This is a genomic window from Rhodobacter sp. CZR27 (assembly GCF_002407205.1).
GTDB lineage: Bacteria > Pseudomonadota > Alphaproteobacteria > Rhodobacterales > Rhodobacteraceae > Cereibacter_A.
Genome location: NZ_CP023548.1, coordinates 2,381,195 through 2,401,823, shown reverse-complemented (window position 1 = coordinate 2,401,823; position 20,629 = coordinate 2,381,195). Strand labels below are relative to the sequence as shown.

Annotated in this window: 19 protein-coding genes and 2 tRNA genes; 7 read left to right on the top strand and 14 right to left on the bottom strand. The window is 69.4% G+C overall.

What is annotated here, in order from left to right; genetic code table 11:
* Positions 1-173: 173 nt before the first annotated feature.
* Positions 174-1,172, top strand: a complete 999-nt coding sequence (locus CK951_RS11710; RefSeq protein ID WP_096786315.1) for a 2-hydroxyacid dehydrogenase — start codon at positions 174-176, stop codon at positions 1,170-1,172.
* On the opposite strand, the gene CK951_RS11705 is transcribed toward CK951_RS11710, so the two are convergent.
* The 10 genes from CK951_RS11705 to CK951_RS11660 form a co-directional block, all read right to left on the bottom strand.
* Complete coding sequence (locus CK951_RS11705; RefSeq protein WP_096786314.1) at positions 1,169-2,164, bottom strand: biotin-dependent carboxyltransferase family protein; 996 nt, start codon at positions 2,162-2,164, stop codon at positions 1,169-1,171. The two genes, CK951_RS11710 and CK951_RS11705, sit on opposite strands and share 4 nt — an antisense overlap.
* Positions 2,161-2,832, bottom strand: a complete 672-nt coding sequence (locus tag CK951_RS11700) for an allophanate hydrolase subunit 1 (RefSeq protein ID WP_096786313.1) — start codon at positions 2,830-2,832, stop codon at positions 2,161-2,163. Before CK951_RS11700 ends, CK951_RS11705 begins: the two co-directional genes overlap by 4 nt.
* On the bottom strand, positions 2,829-3,599 hold the full coding sequence (locus CK951_RS11695) for a LamB/YcsF family protein (protein WP_198402345.1): 771 nt from the start codon (positions 3,597-3,599) through the stop codon (positions 2,829-2,831). The genes CK951_RS11700 and CK951_RS11695 overlap by 4 nt, the downstream gene beginning before the upstream one ends.
* 93 nt (positions 3,600-3,692) lie before the next feature.
* A tRNA-Glu gene (locus tag CK951_RS11690) sits at positions 3,693-3,767 on the bottom strand.
* 53 nt (positions 3,768-3,820) lie between these two features.
* Positions 3,821-4,624 (bottom strand): lytic transglycosylase domain-containing protein, encoded by an 804-nt coding sequence (locus tag CK951_RS11685; RefSeq protein WP_096786312.1) that lies wholly within the window; start codon positions 4,622-4,624, stop codon positions 3,821-3,823.
* A 122-nt stretch (positions 4,625-4,746) separates the two neighbouring features.
* Positions 4,747-4,821, bottom strand: a tRNA-Glu gene (locus tag CK951_RS11680).
* A gap of 70 nt (positions 4,822-4,891) precedes the next feature.
* On the bottom strand, positions 4,892-6,643 hold the full coding sequence (gene recJ, locus CK951_RS11675) for a single-stranded-DNA-specific exonuclease RecJ (protein ID WP_096786311.1): 1,752 nt from the start codon (positions 6,641-6,643) through the stop codon (positions 4,892-4,894).
* Positions 6,640-7,605: a class II fructose-bisphosphatase gene (gene glpX / locus CK951_RS11670; RefSeq protein WP_096786310.1), complete on the bottom strand. Its 966-nt coding sequence runs from the start codon at positions 7,603-7,605 to the stop codon at positions 6,640-6,642. The genes recJ and glpX overlap by 4 nt, the downstream gene beginning before the upstream one ends.
* A 62-nt stretch (positions 7,606-7,667) precedes the next feature.
* On the bottom strand, positions 7,668-8,954 hold the full coding sequence (locus CK951_RS11665; RefSeq protein WP_096786309.1) for a homoserine dehydrogenase: 1,287 nt from the start codon (positions 8,952-8,954) through the stop codon (positions 7,668-7,670).
* Positions 8,955-9,044: 90 nt separating this feature from the next.
* Positions 9,045-9,293 carry a hypothetical protein gene (locus CK951_RS11660; RefSeq protein ID WP_096786308.1) on the bottom strand — a complete coding sequence of 83 codons (249 nt, stop codon included), beginning with the start codon at positions 9,291-9,293 and terminating at the stop codon, positions 9,045-9,047.
* 95 nt (positions 9,294-9,388) lie between these two features.
* Here CK951_RS11660 and CK951_RS11655 point away from each other — a divergent pair, with 95 nt between their 5' ends.
* Positions 9,389-9,982 (top strand): TetR/AcrR family transcriptional regulator, encoded by a 594-nt coding sequence (locus CK951_RS11655; RefSeq protein ID WP_096786307.1) that lies wholly within the window; start codon positions 9,389-9,391, stop codon positions 9,980-9,982.
* A 49-nt stretch (positions 9,983-10,031) separates the two neighbouring features.
* Here CK951_RS11655 and CK951_RS11650 read toward each other — a convergent pair whose 3' ends face one another.
* From CK951_RS11650 to CK951_RS11640, 3 genes are read right to left on the bottom strand one after another with little or no spacing between them, the layout of a single operon-like run.
* Positions 10,032-10,646: a TadE/TadG family type IV pilus assembly protein gene (locus CK951_RS11650; RefSeq protein ID WP_096786306.1), complete on the bottom strand. Its 615-nt coding sequence runs from the start codon at positions 10,644-10,646 to the stop codon at positions 10,032-10,034.
* 1 nt (position 10,647) lies between these two features.
* Positions 10,648-11,169, bottom strand: a complete 522-nt coding sequence (locus CK951_RS11645) for a TadE/TadG family type IV pilus assembly protein (protein ID WP_096786305.1) — start codon at positions 11,167-11,169, stop codon at positions 10,648-10,650.
* The gene (locus tag CK951_RS11640) at positions 11,166-12,653 is read right to left on the bottom strand and encodes a pilus assembly protein TadG-related protein (protein ID WP_096786304.1); all 1,488 of its coding nucleotides are present in this window, start codon (positions 12,651-12,653) and stop codon (positions 11,166-11,168) included. Before CK951_RS11640 ends, CK951_RS11645 begins: the two co-directional genes overlap by 4 nt.
* A 311-nt stretch (positions 12,654-12,964) precedes the next feature.
* Here CK951_RS11640 and CK951_RS11635 point away from each other — a divergent pair, with 311 nt between their 5' ends.
* From CK951_RS11635 to CK951_RS11620, 4 genes are all read left to right on the top strand, one after another.
* Positions 12,965-14,392 carry a Glu/Leu/Phe/Val dehydrogenase gene (locus tag CK951_RS11635; protein ID WP_096786303.1) on the top strand — a complete coding sequence of 476 codons (1,428 nt, stop codon included), beginning with the start codon at positions 12,965-12,967 and terminating at the stop codon, positions 14,390-14,392.
* A gap of 166 nt (positions 14,393-14,558) precedes the next feature.
* Positions 14,559-16,490 (top strand): DNA primase, encoded by a 1,932-nt coding sequence (dnaG, locus tag CK951_RS11630; protein WP_096786302.1) that lies wholly within the window; start codon positions 14,559-14,561, stop codon positions 16,488-16,490.
* 104 nt (positions 16,491-16,594) lie between these two features.
* Entirely contained in the window at positions 16,595-18,607 is a 2,013-nt protein-coding gene (gene rpoD / locus CK951_RS11625; protein WP_096786301.1) for an RNA polymerase sigma factor RpoD, read from the top strand.
* A 10-nt stretch (positions 18,608-18,617) separates the two neighbouring features.
* Positions 18,618-18,992: a hypothetical protein gene (locus tag CK951_RS11620; protein ID WP_096786300.1), complete on the top strand. Its 375-nt coding sequence runs from the start codon at positions 18,618-18,620 to the stop codon at positions 18,990-18,992.
* 66 nt (positions 18,993-19,058) lie between these two features.
* On the opposite strand, the gene yghX is transcribed toward CK951_RS11620, so the two are convergent.
* Complete coding sequence (gene yghX, locus CK951_RS11615; protein ID WP_096786299.1) at positions 19,059-19,946, bottom strand: YghX family hydrolase; 888 nt, start codon at positions 19,944-19,946, stop codon at positions 19,059-19,061.
* A gap of 207 nt (positions 19,947-20,153) precedes the next feature.
* Here yghX and nrdR point away from each other — a divergent pair, with 207 nt between their 5' ends.
* A complete protein-coding gene (gene nrdR / locus CK951_RS11610) occupies positions 20,154-20,621 on the top strand; it encodes a transcriptional regulator NrdR (RefSeq protein ID WP_096786298.1) in 468 nt (155 codons plus the stop codon).
* Positions 20,622-20,629 lie beyond the last annotated feature (8 nt).

Below are 20,629 nucleotides of genomic sequence, written 5' to 3'. Positions count from 1 at the left end.
CCTGGCGATCCAGTTGGCTTGTCGGACGGTGCGCAGAGTCGCTCAATCCTATCTTTGGGATGCATATTCGGAGAATTTGAGCGACCGGCGTCGGGCCGGGCGGCGCCAGCAGGGTTGACGCCGCCCCGCGGCACCGCGATAGCCTGATCGAAATGAGAAGGAAGGAGCCTGCCTTGGACGTCGCGATCTTCAGCGCCAAGCCCCACGACCGCCTGTTCCTCGCCGCGGCCAACGAGGGGCGGCACGAGCTGGCCTTCATCGAGGCGCGCCTGTCCGAGGAGACGGTGCGCTTCGCCGGCGGCGCGACCTGCATCTGCGCCTTCGTCAACGATCAGGTGACGGCCCCGGTGATCGGGGACCTGGCGGCGGCCGGCACGAAGCTGATCGCGCTGCGCTCGGCTGGCTTCAACCACGTGGATCTGGCGGCCGCCGCGGCCGCGGGCCTCACCGTGGGCAGGGTGCCGGCCTATTCGCCCCATGCGGTGGCCGAACATGCGGTCGCGCTGATCCTGACGCTGAACCGCAACACCCATCGCGCCTTCAACCGGGTGCGCGAGGGCAATTTCGCGCTCGAGGGCCTGCTGGGCTTCGATCTCTGCGGCAAGACCGTGGGCGTGGTGGGAACCGGGCTGATCGGGCGCACCTTCGCCGGCATCATGCTCGGCTTCGGCTGCCGGGTGATCGCCTCGGATCCGTTCCCCTCCGAGGAGTGCACGGCGATGGGCGTGACCTATGTCCCGTTCGACCGGCTTCTTGCCGAGGCCGACATCATCAGCCTGCAGTGCCCGCTCACCCCCGAGACGCATCACCTGATCGACGACGACGCCATCGCCAGGATGAAACGCGGGGCGATGATCGTGAACACCAGCCGCGGCGCCGTGGTGGATGCAAGCGCGGTGATCCGCGGCCTGAAGTCCGGCATGATCGGCGCGCTCGGCCTCGACGTCTACGAGGAGGAGGCCAACCTGTTCTTCGAGGACCTGTCGCAGAAGCCGATCCAGGATGACGTCTTCGCGCGGCTGCTGACCTTCCCGAACGTCGTGATCACCGGCCACCAGGCCTTCTTCACCCGCGAGGCGCTGACGGGGATCGCGCGGACCACGATCGACAACATCACCGCCTTCGAGGACACCGGCCGCGTGCTGCATCCGGTCCTGCCGCCCGTCGCCTAGCGGCGGGCATCCACCACGCCGCCGATGAGGTTAGCCTCGGCGAGCAGCCGAGAGAGATCCCTTGGTGCGGCTGCGGCGGCGAGCCGTGTCATTCGCGCTTCGTGAGCGGCGCGCGCGATCCCGACCGCCTCCGCGGGCGTGACGGCGACAAAGCGCACGGCCTCGCCCGCGCGCATCTGTGCCAGCGCGTCAAGGTCCGGCCCGATCACCGTGGCGATCTTCGGATAGCCGCCGGTGGTCTGATGATCGGCCATCAGCACGGTCGCCACCCCGTCGCCCGCGACCTGCACGGCGCCGCGCAGCACCGGCTCGGACGGCATGTCGAGCGCCGCCACCGGCAGCGGGTCCCCCTCCAGGCGCTGCCCCATCCGGTCGCGCGCGGCCGAAAGCCGGAAGCTGCGACCCAGCAGCGCCTCGACCGCGCCGGGCAGAAAGAAGCGCTCCTGCGGGCCGAGCGTCACCCGCAGCAGCCCGGACGGGCGGGGAAGGGCGGGCAGCGATCCGTGCCGCTCGGGGCGCAGCGCGGCATCCTCCACCACCAGATCGAGGCCCGGGCGCAGCAGCCCGCCGCCCAGACCCGCGATCGCATGGGTGGCCGCGCTTCCCAGCCAGACCGGCGCCGCGATCCGGCCCGCCACCGCCAGCACCGTCCAGCTTCCCCAGTCGCCCGGGCGAAGGGCCAGGCGATCACCCGCCCGCAGCGCGAAGACGCTTCCGCCCTCGCGCAGCGTCCCGGCCGCCTGCGCCCGGAAGCCGCCGCCGGCGAGGGCCACTGACACGGAACCCTCGACGCAGTCCAGAACCAACCCGCCGAGTGAGATTTCGAGACAGGCCGCCCCCTCGGGATTGCCGAGCGCGGCATTGGCAAGGGCAAATGCCTCGCGGTCCATCGGTCCGGATTGCGGCACGCCGAAGCGCATCAGCCCCGGGCGGCCGGCGTCCTGCACCGTGCAGAGCGGCCCGACCTCGACGACCCGAAGCCGCGCCCTCATGCCGGAAGCTCCGCGGCGGCGATGCGGCGGAAGCGTACCCGGTCGCCGGGGTCGAACAGGAAGGGCCGCCGGGGATCGCCCGTCAGGATGCGGGCGGGCGAGCGGCCGATGATCCACCAGCCGGTCGGCATGGTCAGCGTCGAGACGAGGCACTGCGGCCCGGCGATCAGCACGCTGCCGGCGGGGACATCGCGCAGCGCCGCGGGCTTGCGCGGCAGGTGCAGCGCCTCGGGCACGCCGGCCAGATAGGCATATCCCGGCGCGAACCCATACATCACAACACGGTAGCTGGCGGCGAGATGAAGGCTGACGACCGTCTCCGGCGCAAGGCCGGTCCGTGCCGCGACCTCCGCCAGATCCGGGGCGACGGCGGCATCGTAGCAGACCGGCACCTCGCGCTCGGGGCCCTCCGGCCGCCCCTCCGCCGACTTGACGAGATGGTCGCGCACCGCGGCCTCGGCCGCGGCATGGTCGGTCACCAGCGGATCGAAGCCGACCAGCAGGCTGACATAGGCCGGCACCGCCTCGGTGAAGCCGGGAAAGGGCGCGGCGGCCAGCGCCGCGTCGAGGCGGGCGACCCGGTCGCCGGCCGTCTCGTCCGGTCGGTCGGCGAATTCCACGAGGATCGCGCGCTCGGCCAGCGCGCGGATTCGGGGGAAGCCGGTCATGCGGCGAAGGGCGCGAGCCTGACGCCGGCGTCCTCGAGCGCCGCCCGCAGCCGCGCGGCCATGGCCACCGCCCCCGGGCTGTCGCCGTGAACACAGACCGACCGCGCCGCGAGCGGGATCGCCCCGCCGCCCAGTACCGGCATCTGCCCGGTCTCGAGGAACCGCAACAGCCGGGCGGTCGCCGCCTCGGCATCCTCGATCACCGCGCCGGGCTGTGACCGAGGGACAAGCCTGCCATCCGGCAGATAGGCGCGGTCGGCGAAGATCTCGGGGAAGACGGCAAGGCCCGCGGCCTCGGCCGCCGGTTCCAGCGCCGTGCCCGAGATGGCGAGCACCGCCAGATCGGGCGAGACCGCCCGCACGGCCCGCGCGATGGCCTCCGCCACGCCGCGGTCCTCGGCCGCGAGGTTGGCCAGCGCGCCATGCGGCTTCACATAGGCCACCCGCACCCCCGCCAGGGCGGCAGCACCCATCAGCGTGCCGATCTGGCAGGCCACCATGCGCGCGATCGCCTCGGTCGTCATCGGGATGACCCTGCGGCCAAACCCCTCGCGGTCGGCATAGCCGGGGTGGGCGCCGATCGTCACGCCGCGCACCTTCGCAAGGGCGAGGGTCGCGGCCATGGTGTCGGCATCCCCGGCGTGGCCGCCGCAGGCCACGTTGGCGCTGGTCACGACGTCCAGCATGGCCGCGTCGTCCCCCATCGTCCAGGGGCCGTAGCTTTCGCCGAGGTCGGCGTTCAGGTCGATGACAGGGATTCCGTTCATGGCCGTCATCATGCCCCACCGCAGGGGGATGGTGAAGCCACCCGCAGGCGGTGGCGAGGCCCCGCGACGTCTGGCGAAAGGTTCGGAAGGAAGTGGCAGCCCGTAGGGGAGTCGAACCCCTCTTCCCAGGTTGAAAACCTGGTGTCCTAACCGATAGACGAACGGGCCATCCGGACGAGGCGCTGTCTAGGCGACTCGGCCGGCGGGCGCAAGAGGCAAAATCAGCCGTCGATGCGCCGACCCATCAGCGCAATGGCCTGCTGGTAGACGGTGGCGGCGTTCCATTCGCGGATCACCGCGAAGTTCGGCTCGCCCTCCTGGTAGCCCAGCCCCGGCTGCCAGCCCTTGGCGGCCAGGAAGTTCGCGGTCGAGGCCAGCGCGTCGGTCACGTTGGTCAGGTCCACCCTCCCGTCGCCGTTGCCGTCCACGCCATAGGCAAGGGCGTTCCCGGGCAGGAACTGGGTGTGGCCCAACTCGCCATGCTTCGCCCCGACCGAGGCCGTGCTGATCGACCCGCGATCCACGAGGACCAGCGCCGCGATCAGGTGCGGCGTGAAGAAATCCGACCGGCGGCAGTCATAGGCGAGCGTGGCGATGGCCGAGACGACGTTGGTGTCGCCCATGAAATTGCCGAAGCCCGTCTCCATCCCGTGGATCGCAAGCAGCACCCCCGCCGGCACGCCGTAGCGGCGTTCCAGTGCGGCGTAGAAGTCGGGAGTCTTCGCCTTGCGTGCGCGGCCCTGCTTGATGATGGTCTCCGCCCCGCGGACCTGCAGGAACTTGTCGAGGCTGTACTTGAAGCTCTTCTGGTTCCGGTCGGCCGAGATCGTGCGCGAGGAATAGGAGGTTCCCATCAGCGCGTTGATCCCCCGCTGACCGACGCCCGCCGCCGCCGCCTCCTGCGCCATGACCGGCTTCCAGCTTTCATAGTCGGCGCCGGTATTGCTGCAGGGGGCCGCTATGGCCGGCGCTGCCAGAAGGCAGGCAGCCAGGGTGACAGCGGCAGTGAGACGGCGTGAATTCATCTTTCAATCCCGAGCTGGAGAATGGCACGACTGTAGGGCCGCCTGTGCGCCGCGCAAGGGGCGCGTACGCCTTCCGCACAGGGAGTTGTCCCCATGCCATAGGTCGCGCATCGCTAGGGAAGTGGCAGCCCGTAGGGGAGTCGAACCCCTCTTCCCAGGTTGAAAACCTGGTGTCCTAACCGATAGACGAACGGGCCACGCTGGACAGGCGGGGGTTTATGTCGCCGCGCGGGACAGCGCAAGAGGGAAATTCGCGCCGCATGAAAATCATGCCCGCGCCGCGTCCTCGAGGCGAAGCTGCACGCGGGCGCTGCCGCCCCAGGTGTCGATTTCCAGCCGCCCCGCGAGGTGGAAGCGCTGCGCGCCGCAGTTCTCGATCAGGGGTCCGAGCGGGCCGTCGAAGCAGCCGAAGGCGGTCGCCTCCAGCCGGCCCTCGGCGCCGCCGATGGTCAGGCGCAGGTGCTTCTCGCCGATCCGCCGGGCCACCACGCGCTGGTCGGCGAAGGCGAAGCGGGGCGCGGCCGCGCCGGCGCCGTAGGGGCCGGCCTGCTCGATCCGCTCCACGAACTCGTGCGTGGCGGCGGCAGGCATCAGAAGACCGTCGAGGCGCAGGTCCGCCGGCCCGGCCGAGGCCGCGCCCTGCCGGGCCAGAAGCTCGCCCAGTCGGCTCATCGCGGCTTCCATGCGGCCCTCCTCCACAGTCAGGCCCGCGGCCATCCGGTGCCCGCCGCCCTTCAGCAGCAGCCCCTCCTGCGCGACCCGATGCACCGAGGCGCCGAGGTCCACGCCCGAGATCGAACGGCCCGAGCCCTTGCCGATGCCGCCTTCCAGACCGATCACCACGGCGGGGCGGTTGGTCGCCTCCTTCAGGCGCGCCGCGACGATGCCGACGACGCCGGGGTGCCAGCCCTCGCCCGCAGCCCAGACCAGCGGGCCGTCGATGCCGCGCGCCTCGGCCTGCGCCAGCGCCTCCTCGCGCACCCGCGCCTCGATCTCGCGCCGCTCGGTGTTGAGCGCATCCAGCCGTTCGGCAAGCGCCTTCGCCTCGCGCGGGTCGTCGGTTGCCAGCAGCCGGGCGCCGAGGTCGGCCTGCCCGATGCGGCCGCCCGCATTGACCCGCGGGCCGAGCAGGAAGCCCAGCGCGTAGCAGTTCGGCGCGCTGTTCATCCGCGCCACATCGGCCAGCGCGACAAGGCCCGGCCGCTCGCGCCGCGCCATGACCTTCAGGCCCTGCCGCACCAGCGCGCGGTTGACACCTGTCAACGGCGCCACATCGGCCACCGTCGCCAGCGCCACGAGGTCGAGCATCGCCATCAGGTCGGGACCCGGGACGCCCTCCGCACGCAGCCGGCGGTTCGCCTCGACCAGCAGCAGGAACACGACCGAGGCGGCGCAGAGATGGCCGAGGCTGCCATCCTCGTCCTGCCGGTTGGGGTTCACCACGGCCAGCGCCGGGGGCAGGGTTTCCGCGCCGAGGTGATGGTCGAGCACCACCACATCGGCCCCCGTCGCGGCCGCGATCGGCTCGTGCGAGAGCGTGCCGCAATCGACGCAGAGGATCAGGTCATGCGCCGCCGCCAGCGCCTGCATGGCGGGGACATTCGGCCCGTAGCCCTCGTCGATGCGGTCGGGAATGTAGAGCGTGGCCTCGCGCCCCAGCGCGCGCAGCCAGCAGATCAGCAGCGCAGCGGAGGAGCCGCCGTCCACATCGTAATCGGCAAAGATCGCGATCCGCTCGCGCCGGCTCACCGCGGACAACAGGCGCGCGGCGGCCGGACCCATGTCCTTCAGCGAAAGAGGATCGGGCAGCAGGTCGCGCAGCGCCGGGGCAAGGAACAACTCGGCGTCACCGGCCGCCACGCCCCGCCGCACCAGCGTGCGGCAGAGCGCCAGCGGAAGGCGCGTCGTCTGCGCCATCGCCTCGGCAAGGCGGTCCTCCTCGGGGGAGGGGCCGACCCAGCGGCGCCCGGTCGCGGAGGCCTCGACCCCCAGAAACGCGCGCGCCGCCGGACCCGTCATTTCACCGGGTTGCGATAGGACATCCGCCGGACCGAGCCGGTCTTGGAGCGCATCAGGATCGTCTCGGTGGTGACCCAGCCCGGCTCGCGCTTGATGCCGGCGAGGATCGAGCCGTTCGTCACGCCGGTCGCGGCGAAGATCACGTCGGCGGTCACCAGTTCGTCGCGGGTGTAGATCCGGTCGAGGTCGGTGATGCCGGCGCGGCGCGCGCGCGCCCGCTCGTCGTCGTTGCGGAACAGCAGCTGGCCGTACATCTGCCCGCCCATGCATTTCAGCGCGGCAGCCGCCAGAACGCCCTCGGGCGCACCGCCCGAACCCATGTACATGTCGATCCCGGTCAGGTGCGCCTCGGCGCAGTGGATCACGCCGGCCACGTCACCGTCGGTGATCAGGCGGATCGCCGCGCCGGTAGAGCGGACCTCGGCGATCAGCTCCTCATGCCGCGGGCGTTCGAGGATGCAGACGGTGATGTCGCCCGCCGTGCCGCCCTTGGCCTTGGCCAGCGCATGGACGCGCTCGGCCGGACTCATCTTCAGCGTCACCGTGTCGGTGGGGTAGCCCGGGCCGATGGCGAGCTTTTCCATGTAGACATCCGGCGCGTGCAGCATCGTGTTCCGCGGGGCCATCGCGATCACGGTCAGCGCATTCGGCATGTCCTTGGCGGTCAGCGTGGTGCCTTCCAGCGGGTCGAGCGCAATGTCCACCGCCGGGCCGTTGCCGGTGCCGACCTCCTCGCCGATGAACAGCATCGGCGCCTCGTCACGCTCGCCCTCGCCGATCACAACGACGCCCGCGATGTCGAGCAGGTTCAGCTGGTCGCGCATCGCATTGACCGCGGCCTGGTCGGCGGCCTTCTCGTCGCCGCGGCCGATCAGGCGGGCCGAGGCGAGGGCCGCCGCCTCGGACACGCGGGCCAGGCCCAGGGAAAGCATTCGGTCATGAAACTGGTTGGCATCTGCCATGGTCACTGTCCTCGAGGGTGCAAGTTCTCCGCCCTCTTCCCTATCGGAACGGAAAGGGGGGATCAAACCTCTTCGATGCGGATGGCTACCGGTTCGCCAACCAGGACTCCGGTCGCGCCAAAGCGTCCCATGGCATGGGAAATGTCGTCGCGCGTGGCCTTGTGGGTGACGATCAGAACCGGCGCGTGGCCCCCCGCGTGGCCATACTGCCGCATCCGGTCGATCGAGATCCCGGCATCGCCGAGGGCGGTCGCGATCTTGGCCAGCGCGCCCGGCTTGTCCAGCAGCACCATGCGCAGATACCACGGCGCAGGCGCCGCGACCTTTGCGGGCACCGGGGCGACGAGGCCCGTCGCGGGCTGGCCGAAGGTCGACATGCGGCAGCCGCGGGCGAGGTCGATCACGTCGGCCATGACCGCGCTGGCGGTCGGGCCTTCGCCGGCGCCCGGGCCGCGCAGCACGATCTGCCCGACCGAGTCGCCTTCCAGCACCACCATGTTGGTGCCGCCCTGCAACTGGCCGAGCGGGCTGTCGGCGGGCACGAGGCAGGGCGTCATCCGCTGCTCGAGCCCGCGGCCAGAAACCTGTGCCACGCCCAGCAGCTTGATGCGGAAGCCGAGGTCCCGCGCGTGGCGGATGTCGTCGATCGAGATCTGGCCGATCCCTTCCAGCTCCACCGCGTCGAAGCTGACGCGGGTGCCGAAGGCGATCGAGGCCAGCAGCGACAGCTTGTGGCCCGCGTCGATGCCGCCGACGTCGAGGTTCGGGTCGGCCTCGAGATAGCCGAGCTGGCGGGCCTCCTCGAAGACGTGGTCATAGGGCAGGCCCGCGCTTTCCATCCGGGTCAGGATGTAGTTGCAGGTGCCGTTCATGACGCCCATCACGCGGCGCATCTGGTTGCCCGCCAGCCCCTCGGTCAGGGCCTTGATGACCGGGATGCCGCCCGCAACCGCCGCCTCGAACCGGATGACGAGGCCTGCGGCCTCGGCAGCCTCGGCCAGCGCCTGCCCGTGATGGGCCAGCAGCGCCTTGTTGGCGGTGACCACATCCTTGCCGGCGGCGAGCGCCGCCTCGGTAGAGGCGCGGGCCGCGCCTTCCGAGCCGCCCATCACCTCGACGAACACGTCCACGTCCTCGCGCCGGGCCAGCGCCACGGCGTCGGTCTCCCATGCATAGGCGGAGAGGTCTGCGTCGCGGTTTTTCGTGCGGTCGCGCGCGCAGACGGCGGTGATGATCACGGGGCGTCCGCTGCGGGCCTCGATCAGCGCCGCATGGCGCTGGATGATCTTGACCACCCCCATGCCGACGGTGCCGAGACCGGCAATACCAAGACGCAGGGGGCGAGTCATGAAACCTCCGAAGACTTGTGGACCGGCATCGGGCGCCGGGCTTGCGTGCGCAGGTCTGTTAGCCGGTTGCGGCCGAAAGGGCAACGCGGCTCAGGGCGCGTCCGGGCCGGTCCGAAGGGCGGCCGCCCGGCTGCGCAGCGCCGCCGCCCGCGCCTCGATCGAGGCCGTGGTCTCGGGCGTGACCTGCGCCGTCCCGGCCTGCGCCAGCACCTCGTCCAGCGGCAGCAGGGGTGGCGGCGGGGCCGCCGCCGCCGAGGCGCGCTCGGCCGCGATCACCTCGGGGTAGTCGGCACAGCCCGCAAGGGCGGCGAGGGCGGCGAGGATCAGGGCAGGGCGCATCGGTCGGACCATCTGGGACGCGCGGAGACTAGCCCCGCATCCCGACGCCCGGCAAGGGCGCTTGAATTGAACTGCCGTTCAGATAAACCGGACCCATGGCACGCAAGGCAGGATCGCATGCAGAGACCACCGGCCCGCGAGTGCGCGAGGCGGCGCAGCGGCTGATCGCGCGCCACGGCTATGCCGCGGTCTCGATGCGGCAGATCGCGGCCGAGGTCGGGATGCAGGCGGGGGCGCTCTATCTCTACACGCCTGACAAGCAGACGCTGCTTTACGACCTGATGCGGCTGCACATGGAGGAGCTTCTGGCCGCGGTCGAGGCGCTGCCCGTGGCCGACGATCCCCGCGCGGCGCTCGATCAGTTCGCGCGCTTCCACATCTGCTATCACATCGACCGGCCCGAGGCCGTCTTCATCGCCTACATGGAACTGCGCAACCTGACGCCCGCGAACTTCGCGGCGGTCGAGGCGCTGCGCCGCAGATACGAGCAGCGGCTCGCCACGATCCTGAGCGAGGGCGAGCGGCAGGGCTGCTTCTCGCTGCCCGAGCCGCGGCTTGCCACGCGGGCGATCATCGCCATGCTGACCGGCGTCACCCACTGGTTCCGCGACCTCGGGCCGCTCAGCCGGGACGAGGTTGCAGCCTGCTACGCGCAGATGGCGCTGAAGGCGGCCGGCGCCGGCGGCTGAGGCGCGGGGCGACCCGCCGGCCGGGCCACCTGCGGCAGAGGCGTCGTCTTCAGCTTGCCACCGCCCCGCAGTCGATGCCGTCGAAGCAGACCTTCACCACGAAACGCGGCCGGGTGACGACCAGTTCGGAGAAGGTCCTGTCGTTCAGGCCGATCTCCAGCGACCCGATCGTGATGAGAGCGAAGGGGGGGCTGTAGTCCACGTTCGTCTCGACGACCACGATCGTCTCCAGATCCGTGAGGATCGGCAGTCGCGCGCGGATCTGGTCGATGGTCCCGGTATTCAGCGCGGTCATGGCTCCGTCCGGCGAATAGGACCACATCACCCGATAGTCGTTCTCGGTCGGGTTCCAGCCGATGCTGGTGATCCGGGTCCGGCGCTCCCGGTTGCCGCCGATCAGGTGGCCCATCAGGTCGTCGATCCCTTCGAGATAGGCGCCATCGACCACGCCGCTGGAGCGCGACAGGGCATCGGACACGGTGAAGGCCGCCTTCTGCACCCGGTTCATCGTCGCATAGGCGTCCCAGAACGTGTACATGCCGAGCCAGGCCCAGAGCAGGATCGGCAGGACGATCACGAATTCGCTCAGCGCGGTTCCGCTTCGGTCGTCGGCGAAGCTGCGGAGAAGGGCGCAAAGGCGGCGGAGGGGGCGGGGACGGGGCATGTCAGGGCTCGTTCACGAAGCCGGAGCTGGAGACGATGAAGTAGCCGCCATTTCCGTCCTTCGTCATGTTCGCGGCAATGCCGGTCGTGGGGAAGATCGCATCCATGGTGGCGCAGGCGCGCACGAGCATGATCTCGTTGGGTGCGCCGAGGTCGGGTTCGATCACCGGGGCCATCGGCCTGCTGCGGTCGATGCAGGTGACGGGATCGGTGGGAAAGTCCCAGCTGTCCGTGTCGATCGAGACCAGTTCGATGTGCAGCGACGTGGCGCAGTCCTCGACGAGGATCGCGTTGTTGCAGATCGCATCCTTCAGCTTGGCGGCGTCGGGATCCGCGATCAGGCCCAGCCGAAGATCCCGCATCGCCATGTCGACCGCGCGGTCGAACAGGACGTAGCGGGTCATGTAGAGCCCGGATTCCATCGCGGCGAAGAAGATCCAGATGATGACCGGGAAGACCAGAACGAATTCGACCGTGGCATTGCCGCCGTCGTCGCGCCAGCGGGGATGCAGCCTTGGGCTCATTGCGTCAGCCGGAGCTGCCGGATGTTGCGGGCGATGACGGCAAAGGCCGCGCTGATCTCCCGATCCCTGACCTCGAAGAAGTACGAGGGTTTCGAGGCGCAATACTTCATCGGCGCCGCGGCCGTGGAGTCCGTGTTGAAGGCGATGGTGTAGACGATGACGCCCTTCGCCTTGGCGAGATCGCACTGCGCCTTGAACCGCGTGATGTTGGTTGCGGCACTCGACAGGTTCGACGTGGGCCGGTTGTCCGCGGGCTGCTTGTCCAATTCGACCGTGGCGTTCCACAGGTCATGGTTGATCCCGTCGACCTTGTCGGGGTCCTCGATGCCGTTGACCTTCTCGTTGTCCTTGGAGTCGGTGTCGATGTCGCGCAGGCCGGTGTAGCGGGGGCGCGCCTGTTCGGTGATCACGCCGTCGGTCATGACGATCAGGTATTTCTGCACGCTTGTGCCCGCGGTGGTCGACCAGTCCATCGGACGCCCGTCGAACGCCTCCGGAATCTTGCCCTTGTCGACGAGGCCCTCGAAGATGCTGCGCATGTCGGGGTTGAGCAGCGTCAGGCCGTACTTGATGCCGGACTGCGTGCCGGTGCCGTCGTGCAGGCGGATGTTGTCGATGTAGGTGTTCAGGGCCGCCTGGTCGTTCTGCGCGAGCTTCACCGCCGCGCTGGCCCCCGGGCACCACCCCCAGTCCATCGTCGCGCTGTCGATGGCCCACTTCATGTAATGCGGCACCGGAGGCAGGCCCGAGGCCGGCTTCCCGGCGGTCGTGTAGTCGGAGGCGCCAAGCTCGAGGCAGTGGGATTCGCCGTGCAGCCGCGCCGCGCCCTTGAAGGCCGAGTAGAGGTCCGGTCCCAGATTCACGTGTCCGGCGTAGGGGACGATGTTGATCGAGGTGAAGTCCTTGGCGTCGCCGGCGAGCACCGTGGCGAAGAACTCCTTGGCCGCGGTGCGGAGCTTGGTGATCTGCATGCCGTTGCGCATGGAGCCGGAGATGTCGAGCACGAGCGAGATCTCGATGTTGCTCACCGCCTCTTCCGCGCCGGCCGCGGCCGGCGAAGCCAGCATGTCCACGTTCATGAGGCTCATGAAGAGCGTCGGCACGTCCACCCTGCCGTCGGCCGTGACCTGCTTGGCGTTCAGCGTGGGCCGGTCCCAGTTCGTGTCCACCAGACGGTCCGACATGCCCGCCTTGGCGAAGTAGTCCTCGACCACCTCGTTGGGCTCGCGCACCTGCTTCAGGCTCGCCGCCGCGAGAACCGCCCGGTCCAGGGTCTGCTGCGTACCCGAGCGGGCGTATTCGAAGCGCATCACGTCGATGGCCATGCCGCCGATCAGCAGCATCAGGATGAAGAGGATGAGGCCGAACACCAGCACCGAGCCGTCCTCTGCGCCTGCGAAGCGGCCAAGCCGCCCCCGGAGTCCAGGGCGCAGCGCCATCGCGGTGTGGCCATCGGAGGGAACGGAAAAACCGGACTGGACCATGAATGCATTCCTCGAAACGGGCCGTCCCGCGGGAAGCACAGGTCTTCGGCGGCGGGCGGCAGAGTCGTGCCTATCAGGCCGGTTGGACGAAAATGTGGCGTGCCTCAAGGAATTGATGGAAATGGGCCTCGCTTCGGAAACTGTAGCTGCCTTGTCGGGCGGACTGTCGAAGGCGTGGCAAGGACGGGGCCGCCGGCGGCGCGGACCGCGGCCTGCCGGCGAATCGCTAACGCCGCGACATGAGGTGACGGACGCTGGCGCGCAGGCTAGCCTCGGATCGGCGCAGCCCGCGCCGAGGAGGAGGTCATCCCATGCATGTCGCAGAGCCGAGTTTCCGCGAATCCGTCGATCTGATGTTCAATCGCGCGGTGGCGCTGATGGACCTTTCGCCCGGTCTCGAGGAGAAGATCCGGGTCTGCAACTCGACCTATACCGTCCGCTTCGGCGTCCGCCTGCGCGGCAAGATCGAGACCTTCGTCGGCTACCGCTCGGTGCATTCCGAGCACATGGAGCCGGTCAAGGGCGGCATCCGCTATGCGCTGTCGGTCAACCAGGACGAGGTCGAGGCGCTGGCCGCGCTGATGACCTACAAATGCGCGCTGGTCGAGACGCCGTTCGGCGGCTCGAAGGGGGGCCTGTGCATCGATCCGCGTGAATGGGACGAGCACGAGCTGGAGCAGATCACCCGCCGCTTCGCCTATGAGCTGGCCAAGCGCGACCTGATCAACCCGGCGCAGAACGTGCCCGCCCCGGACATGGGCACGGGCGAGCGCGAGATGGCCTGGATCGCCGACCAGTATGCCCGGATGAACACCACCGACATCAACGCCCGCGCCTGCGTGACCGGCAAGCCGATCAACGCGGGCGGCATCCACGGCCGGGTCGAGGCCACGGGGCGCGGCGTGCAGTTCGGCCTGCGCGAGTTCTTCCGCCATCCCGAGGACAAGGCGAAGGCGCATCTGTCGGGTGACCTCGACGGCAAGCGGATCATCGTGCAGGGGCTGGGCAACGTCGGCTATCACGCGGCCAAGTTCCTCTCCGAGGAGGATGGCGCGAAGATCGTGGCGGTGATCGAGCGCGACGGGGCGCTGGTGAACCCGGCCGGCATCGCCATCGAGGACCTGCGGCACTGGATGACCAAGACCGGGTCGATCCGCGGCTATACCCATGCCGACTTCACCGAGGAGGGCGCCGCGGTGCTGGAGGAGGACTGCGACATCCTCATGCCCGCGGCGATGGAAGGGGTGATCACCCGCGAGAACGCCGCCCGGATCAAGGCGCCGCTGATCATCGAGGCGGCGAACGGCCCCGTGACCTTCGGCGCCGACGAGATCCTTCGCCAGAAGGGAACGGTGATCGTCCCGGACCTCTATGCCAATGCCGGGGGCGTCACGGTCTCGTATTTCGAATGGGTGAAGAACCTGTCCCACATCCGCTTCGGCCGGATGCAGCGCCGCGCCGAGGAAGCCCGATCGCGCGCCCTGGTCGAGGAGCTGGAGCGGCTGTCTTCGGATCAGGGTCTCGGCTGGCAGCTTGCGCCCGACTTCAAGCAGAAGTTCATGCAGGGCTCGGACGAGCTGGCGCTGGTGCGTTCGGGGCTCGATGACTCGATGCGCATCGCCTACCAGTCGATGCGCGAGGTCTGGCATGGCCGCGAGGGCGTCGAGGATCTGCGCGTGGCAGCCTATATCGTGGCGATCCAGCGGGTTGCCGCGACCTACCGCTCCAAGGGTCTCTGACGGCCCGGGGTCTGGCCCGCGCGGGTCGCCTGCACCGTCGAAGGCGGTCAGGTGGCTTGCGCCCTGCGCCGCCGCCGATCCCGAGGCGGCGCCGGGATCGGGCGGCGGTCGGTGCTGCTTTCGCCGCCGCTGGACTCGGGCGGCCCGCGCCGTGATATACGGGGGCATGAGCCTGCCACCCGGATTCCTCGACGAGCTGCGCACCCGCGTCCCGCTGTCCCAGGTGGTGGGGCGGAAGGTGACGTGGGACCTGCGCAAGTCCAATCAGGGCAAGGGCGACTTCTGGGCGCCGTGCCCCTTCCATCAGGAAAAGTCGGCCAGCTTTCACGTCGATGACCGCAAGGGCTTCTACTACTGCTTCGGCTGCCACGCGAAGGGCGACGCCATCGGCTTCGTGAAGGAGACCGAGAACGTGGGCTTCATGGAGGCCGTCGAGATCCTTGCACGCGAAGCCGGGATGCCGATGCCGGCGCGGGACCCTGCGGCCGCGCAGAAGGCGGACCGGCGCAGCCTGCTGGCCGAGGCGATGGAGGAGGCGGTGAAGTTCTACCGCCTGCAGCTGCGCACCGGCGCGGCTGCGGCGGTGCGCGACTACCTCGCCCGGCGCAGGCTCTCGCCCGAGGGGCAGGAGCGGTTCGGCATCGGCTTCGCGCCCGACAGCCGGCAGGCCCTGTTCCACGCGCTGACGGGCAAGGGCATCGCCGCCGACCTGCTGGTCGAGGCGGGGCTTTGCGCGCGCCCCGAGGATGGCGGCGCGCCCTATGACCGGTTCCGCGGCCGGATCATCTTCCCGATCCGCGATGCGCGGGGCCGCGCGATCAGCCTCGGCGGGCGTGCGATGGATCCGGGCGCGCGGGCCAAATACCTCAACGGCCCCGAGACGCCGCTGTTCGACAAGGGCCGCAACCTCTACAACGTCGGCCCCGCGCGCGAGGCGGCGGGCAAGGGCCAGCCGCTGATCGTGGCCGAAGGCTACATGGACGTGATCGCGCTCTCCGAGGCCGGGTTCCGCGCGACCGTCGCGCCGCTCGGCACGGCCGTGACCGAGGACCAGCTTCGCCTGATGTGGCGCATCCACCCCGAGCCGGTGATCGCGCTCGACGGCGACGCCGCCGGTATCCGCGCGGCGCTGCGGGTGGTCGATCTGGCGCTGCCGCTGCTGGAAGCCGGGCAGGGGCTGCGCTTCGCCGTCCTGCCGCCGGGCCTCGATCCGGACGATCTGATCCGCAGCGAGGGCGCGGCGGCGATGAGCCGGGTTCTGGACGCGGCGCAGCCGATGGTCAGCCTGCTGTGGCGGCGCGAGACCGAGGGGCAGGTGTTCGACAGCCCTGAGCGGCGGGCGGCGCTGGACAAGCGGCTGCGGGCCGCGGTGACGCGGATTGCCGATCAGACCATCCGGCGCCACTACGGCGACGAGCTGAACCGGCTGCGCCTCGATCTGTTCGGCACCGCGGCGCCCCGGCGCGCCTTCCACCGTGGCGGGCGGCGCGAGGCGCCTCCGCAGGCGCCGCTGCCCACGACGCGGGCCTCGCTGCTCGCCACATCGGCCAGCGAGCGGGCAGAGGACGAGATCCGCCTTGCGGTGATCCTTGCGACGCTGGCGACGCATCCCGTCCTGATCCACGAGTTCGAGAGCGCGCTCGAGGTGCTGGACCTTCTGCAGCCCGACCACCAGCGGCTCAGGGCGGCGCTGCTGGCCGAGGCGGAGACGGCGGACCCGGCCGCGGCGCGGGCCAATCTGCATGCGGCGGAGGGCGCGGCCCTTGAAAGGCTCTTCGCGCTCAACCATGTCCGCATCTCTCCGTCCGTCCGCTTCCCCGAGGATACGGAAAAGGCGCGCATGTGCGTGGCCGAGGAACTCGCCAAGCTCGAGGCGCGCCGCGGCGCCCGGCAGGAGATCGAGGAAGCGGTGGAGGATCTGCAGGGTCTGGCCGACGAGGGGCTGACGTGGCGGCTGTCGCAGGCCGCCGAGGCGCGGCATCGTGCCGAGCGCGCCCGCCTTGACGACTCGTCCGACCTCGGGGAAGACCGTGCCGCCCTGTCGAACCATCTGAAGGACCTGATCGAGCGCCAGATCTGGATAAAGAAAAGGGGCTGACGCGCTTCCCCCTCCTGTGATTCGGACTATTGATTCGCTATATGGTCCCGACGATTCGATTCCATCCCGCCCGACCCCCCTCTCCGCGCCGCTGAGGAGCATCCATGGCAGTCAAAGATACTGACGACGGCAAACCCGAGGATCAGGACGCCGAAACCTCGCTGGACATGAGCCAGGCCGCCGTCAAACGGATGATCGCCGATGCCCGCGAGCGCGGCTACATCACCTATGACCAGCTGAACGCGGTCCTTCCGCCCGAGCAGGCGTCCTCGGAACAGATCGAGGACGTGATGTCGATGCTGTCGGAGATGGGCATCAACGTCATCGAGAACGAGGAAGCCGAAGAGGGCGAGCCCGGCGGCGAACTGGTCGATCAGGGCTCCGGCTCGCGCGAGCTGGCGGTCGCGGGCGCGCAGGGCGAGACGCTCGACCGCACCGACGACCCGGTGCGGATGTATCTGCGCGAGATGGGCTCGGTCGAGCTTCTGAGCCGCGAGGGCGAGATCGCCATCGCCAAGCGCATCGAGGCCGGCCGCAACACGATGATCGCGGGCCTCTGCGAGAGCCCGCTGACCTTCCAGGCCATCACGATCTGGCGCGACGAACTTCTGAGCGAAGACATCCTGCTGCGCGACGTGATCGACCTCGAGGCGACCTTCGGCCGCTCGCTCGATGGCGACGGCGACGAGGACATGGAAGGCCCCGGCCTCGAGGACGTGGATGTGGATGTGGCCGCGCAGGCCCCCGCGCCGCGCCGCGCCCCGGCCTCGTCCGAGCCGGAACTGGATGCCGACGGCAACCCGATCAGCCGCGCCGAGGAGGAGGACGAGGACGACGAGGCCTCCGCCATGTCGCTCGCCGCGATGGAGGCCGCGCTGAAGCCGCGCGTGCTGGAGACGCTGGAGCTGATCGCGCGCGACTATGCCAAGCTCGCCGAGATGCAGAACAAGCGCATGTCGGCCACGCTGAGCGACGCGCTGCGCTTCACGACCGAGGACGAGGCTGCCTATCAGAAGCTGCGCTCCGAGATCGTGTTGCTGGTGAACGAGCTTCACCTGCACAACAACCGGATCGAGGCGCTGATCGACCAGCTTTACGGCATCAACCGCAAGATCATGTCGATCAACTCGTCGATGGTGAAGCTGGCCGATGCCGCCCGCATCAACCGCCGCGAGTTCATCGACGAATATCAGGGCTACGAGCTGGATCCGACATGGGCCGACCGGATGGCGGCGAAGTCGGGCCGCGGCTGGCAGACCCTGATGGAGAAGAGCCGCGACAAGGTCGAGGACCTCAGGAACGACATGGCCGCCGTCGGCCAGTATGTCGGCGTGGACATCTCCGAGTTCCGCCGCATCGTGAACCAGGTCCAGAAGGGCGAGAAGGAGGCCCGGCAGGCCAAGAAGGAGATGGTCGAGGCCAACCTGCGCCTCGTGATCTCGATCGCCAAGAAATACACCAACCGCGGGCTGCAGTTCCTTGATCTCATTCAGGAAGGCAACATCGGCCTGATGAAGGCGGTGGACAAGTTCGAATACCGCCGCGGCTACAAGTTCTCGACCTACGCGACGTGGTGGATCCGGCAGGCGATCACCCGCTCGATCGCCGACCAGGCGCGCACCATCCGCATCCCGGTCCACATGATCGAGACGATCAACAAGCTGGTGCGCACCGGCCGCCAGATGCTGCACGAGATCGGCCGCGAGCCCACGCCCGAGGAACTGGCCGAAAAGCTCCAGATGCCGCTCGAGAAGGTCCGCAAGGTGATGAAGATCGCCAAGGAGCCGATCTCCCTAGAAACCCCGATCGGCGACGAGGAAGACAGCCAGCTCGGCGATTTCATCGAGGACAAGAACGCTATCCTGCCGCTCGACAGCGCCATTCAGGAGAACCTGAAGGAGACGACGACGCGGGTTCTGGCGAGCCTTACCCCGCGGGAGGAGCGGGTTCTGCGGATGCGCTTCGGCATCGGCATGAACACCGACCACACGCTGGAAGAGGTCGGCCAGCAGTTCAGCGTCACGCGCGAGCGCATCCGCCAGATCGAGGCGAAGGCGCTGCGCAAGCTGAAGCACCCCAGCCGCAGCCGCAAGCTGCGGAGCTTCCTCGACCAGTAAGGGCCTGAGCATGATCCGCACCCTGTCCCTCGCCGCGGTCCTTGCCGCCCTTTCCGCCGTTCCCGCGGCGGCCTTTCTGGCGGACAACGGGTTGCAGGTCCGGGCGATGTCCGATGGCACGATCCACGTGATGCCATCGCCCGGACAGGGGCCGGCCGAAAGCTGGTGCGCGGTCGGCGACTACGTGATCTCGCGCGGGTTGCCGACCAACACGCGGATCTGGCGACTGAGCGAGCCGCCGCGCCGGCAGGGCGAGGGCGTGCGGTTCGGCCTGTCGCCGGAAGGCGCGGCCAGCAGGACCGGGCTGTTCATCCTCGGCAGCAAGGATGCCTCGCTGAGCGCGATCCACGCCCGCACGCTCTGCCGCCCCCGTCTGCCGTTCTAGCAGCGCCGGAGGCGACCGGGCGGAGTTCGCCCGGTCGATGCGACGGCGCCGCCCGCCGGCCGTCGCTTACCCGAGGTTGCTGCGGAAGAACTCCACCGTCCGCTGCCACGCAAGCTCCGCCGCCTCGCGGTCGTAGCGCGGTGTCGAGTCGTTGTGGAAGCCGTGGTTCACGCCCGGGTAGATGTAGGCCTCGTAGCGCACGCCGGCCTCCTTCAGCGCCGCCTCATAGGCGGGCCAGCCGGCATTGATGCGCTCGTCCAACTCGGCGTAGTGGATCAGCAGCGGGCAGCGGATCTTCGCCACGTCCGCCGCTTCGGGCTGGCGGCCGTAGAACGACACCGCTCCGCCCAGGTCGGAGAAGGCCACGGCCGCCGCATTGGCCACGCCGCCGCCATAGCAGAAGCCGGTGATGCCGACGCGACCGCTCGAGCCCTCGGCGGTCTTCATGTAGTCCACCGCGGCGAAGAAGTCGTTCATCAGCTTCTCGGGGTCCACCTGCTGCTGCAGCTCGCGCCCCTTGTCGTCATTGCCGGGATAACCCCCCACCGAGGTCAGCCCGTCCGGCGCCAGCGCAAGGAAGCCTTCCTTGGCCAGCCGGCGCGCCACATCCTCGATGTAGGGATTGAGGCCGCGGTTTTCGTGCACCACCACCACGGCGGGCCAGGGTCCCTCGCCCTCGGCCGGCCGCACGAGGTAGCCCTTCACCTCGCCATGCCCCTCGGGCGAGGGATAGGTGATGTAGTCGCCGCGGATGCCGGGATCGCTGGCCGGCACCTGCTGGGCCAGCGCGTAGTTGGGGCTCATCAGGTCGAGGATTGCCGCCGCCGTCAGCCCGCCCACCGCATAGGACGCCGCCCGGTCGAGGAACTCGCGCTTCGTGATCCGCCCGTGGGCGTAGTAGTCGTAAAGCTCCAGCAGCCTGGGGTGAAAGTCCTTGGCGGTCATCCGGGTCATGGCGTCCTCCCTGTGCTTGTGCCGGAAAGCTTAGCCGCGCATGCGTCGTTTTCCGCTTCACGGATGCGTCATGAGTCCGCAAGGACACAGCGGCAACCCCTCATCTGGGGCCGGGCGATTTCCGCTGTGCAACCCCTCGGGCTCTGGCTATGGTCTTGTGGATAACGAGAGGGCGACCCCCCGGATCGAGGCTTGAGGGAGAGACGGATGCGCTGTCCGTTCTGCGGAAACATCGACACGCAAGTGAAGGATAGCCGTCCCGCCGAGGATCACGTCTCGATCCGCCGGCGCCGGTTCTGCCCGGCCTGCGGCGGCCGCTTCACCACCTACGAGCGGGTGCAGCTGCGCGACCTCGTGGTGATCAAGTCCTCGGGCAAGCGCGAGGATTTCGACCGCACGAAGCTCGAACGCTCGATCCGGATCGCCATGCAGAAGCGCCCGATCGAGCCCGAGCGCATCGACCAGATGATCTCGGGGATCGTGCGGCGGCTGGAAAGCCTTGGCGATACCGACATCCCCTCGAAGGTGATCGGCGAGATCGTGATGGAGAGCCTCGCGCGGATCGACACCGTGGCCTACGTCCGGTTCGCGAGCGTCTACAAGAACTTCCAGGCGGCGGACGACTTCGACAAGTTCGTGTCCGAGCTGCGCCCCGCCCACGCCCCGGAAGAGTGACCGACAGC

Bases quoted from the DNA above. Each gene is read 5' to 3' on its own strand.
- CK951_RS11705 (WP_096786314.1), bottom strand. From the start codon at position 2,164: ATGAGGGCGCGGCTTCGGGTCGTCGAGGTCGGGCCGCTCTGCACGGTG.
- CK951_RS11700 (WP_096786313.1), bottom strand. From the start codon at position 2,832: ATGACCGGCTTCCCCCGAATCCGCGCGCTGGCCGAGCGCGCGATCCTC.
- CK951_RS11695 (WP_198402345.1), bottom strand. From the start codon at position 3,599: ATGAACGGAATCCCTGTCATCGACCTGAACGCCGACCTCGGCGAAAGC.
- CK951_RS11685 (WP_096786312.1), bottom strand. From the start codon at position 4,624: ATGAATTCACGCCGTCTCACTGCCGCTGTCACCCTGGCTGCCTGCCTT.
- recJ (WP_096786311.1), bottom strand. From the start codon at position 6,643: ATGACGGGTCCGGCGGCGCGCGCGTTTCTGGGGGTCGAGGCCTCCGCG.
- glpX (WP_096786310.1), bottom strand. From the start codon at position 7,605: ATGGCAGATGCCAACCAGTTTCATGACCGAATGCTTTCCCTGGGCCTG.
- CK951_RS11665 (WP_096786309.1), bottom strand. From the start codon at position 8,954: ATGACTCGCCCCCTGCGTCTTGGTATTGCCGGTCTCGGCACCGTCGGC.
- CK951_RS11660 (WP_096786308.1), bottom strand. From the start codon at position 9,293: ATGCGCCCTGCCCTGATCCTCGCCGCCCTCGCCGCCCTTGCGGGCTGT.
- CK951_RS11655 (WP_096786307.1), top strand. From the start codon at position 9,389: ATGGCACGCAAGGCAGGATCGCATGCAGAGACCACCGGCCCGCGAGTG.
- CK951_RS11650 (WP_096786306.1), bottom strand. From the start codon at position 10,646: ATGCCCCGTCCCCGCCCCCTCCGCCGCCTTTGCGCCCTTCTCCGCAGC.
- CK951_RS11645 (WP_096786305.1), bottom strand. From the start codon at position 11,169: ATGAGCCCAAGGCTGCATCCCCGCTGGCGCGACGACGGCGGCAATGCC.
- CK951_RS11640 (WP_096786304.1), bottom strand. From the start codon at position 12,653: ATGGTCCAGTCCGGTTTTTCCGTTCCCTCCGATGGCCACACCGCGATG.
- CK951_RS11635 (WP_096786303.1), top strand. From the start codon at position 12,965: ATGCATGTCGCAGAGCCGAGTTTCCGCGAATCCGTCGATCTGATGTTC.
- dnaG (WP_096786302.1), top strand. From the start codon at position 14,559: ATGAGCCTGCCACCCGGATTCCTCGACGAGCTGCGCACCCGCGTCCCG.
- rpoD (WP_096786301.1), top strand. From the start codon at position 16,595: ATGGCAGTCAAAGATACTGACGACGGCAAACCCGAGGATCAGGACGCC.
- CK951_RS11620 (WP_096786300.1), top strand. From the start codon at position 18,618: ATGATCCGCACCCTGTCCCTCGCCGCGGTCCTTGCCGCCCTTTCCGCC.
- yghX (WP_096786299.1), bottom strand. From the start codon at position 19,946: ATGACCCGGATGACCGCCAAGGACTTTCACCCCAGGCTGCTGGAGCTT.
- nrdR (WP_096786298.1), top strand. From the start codon at position 20,154: ATGCGCTGTCCGTTCTGCGGAAACATCGACACGCAAGTGAAGGATAGC.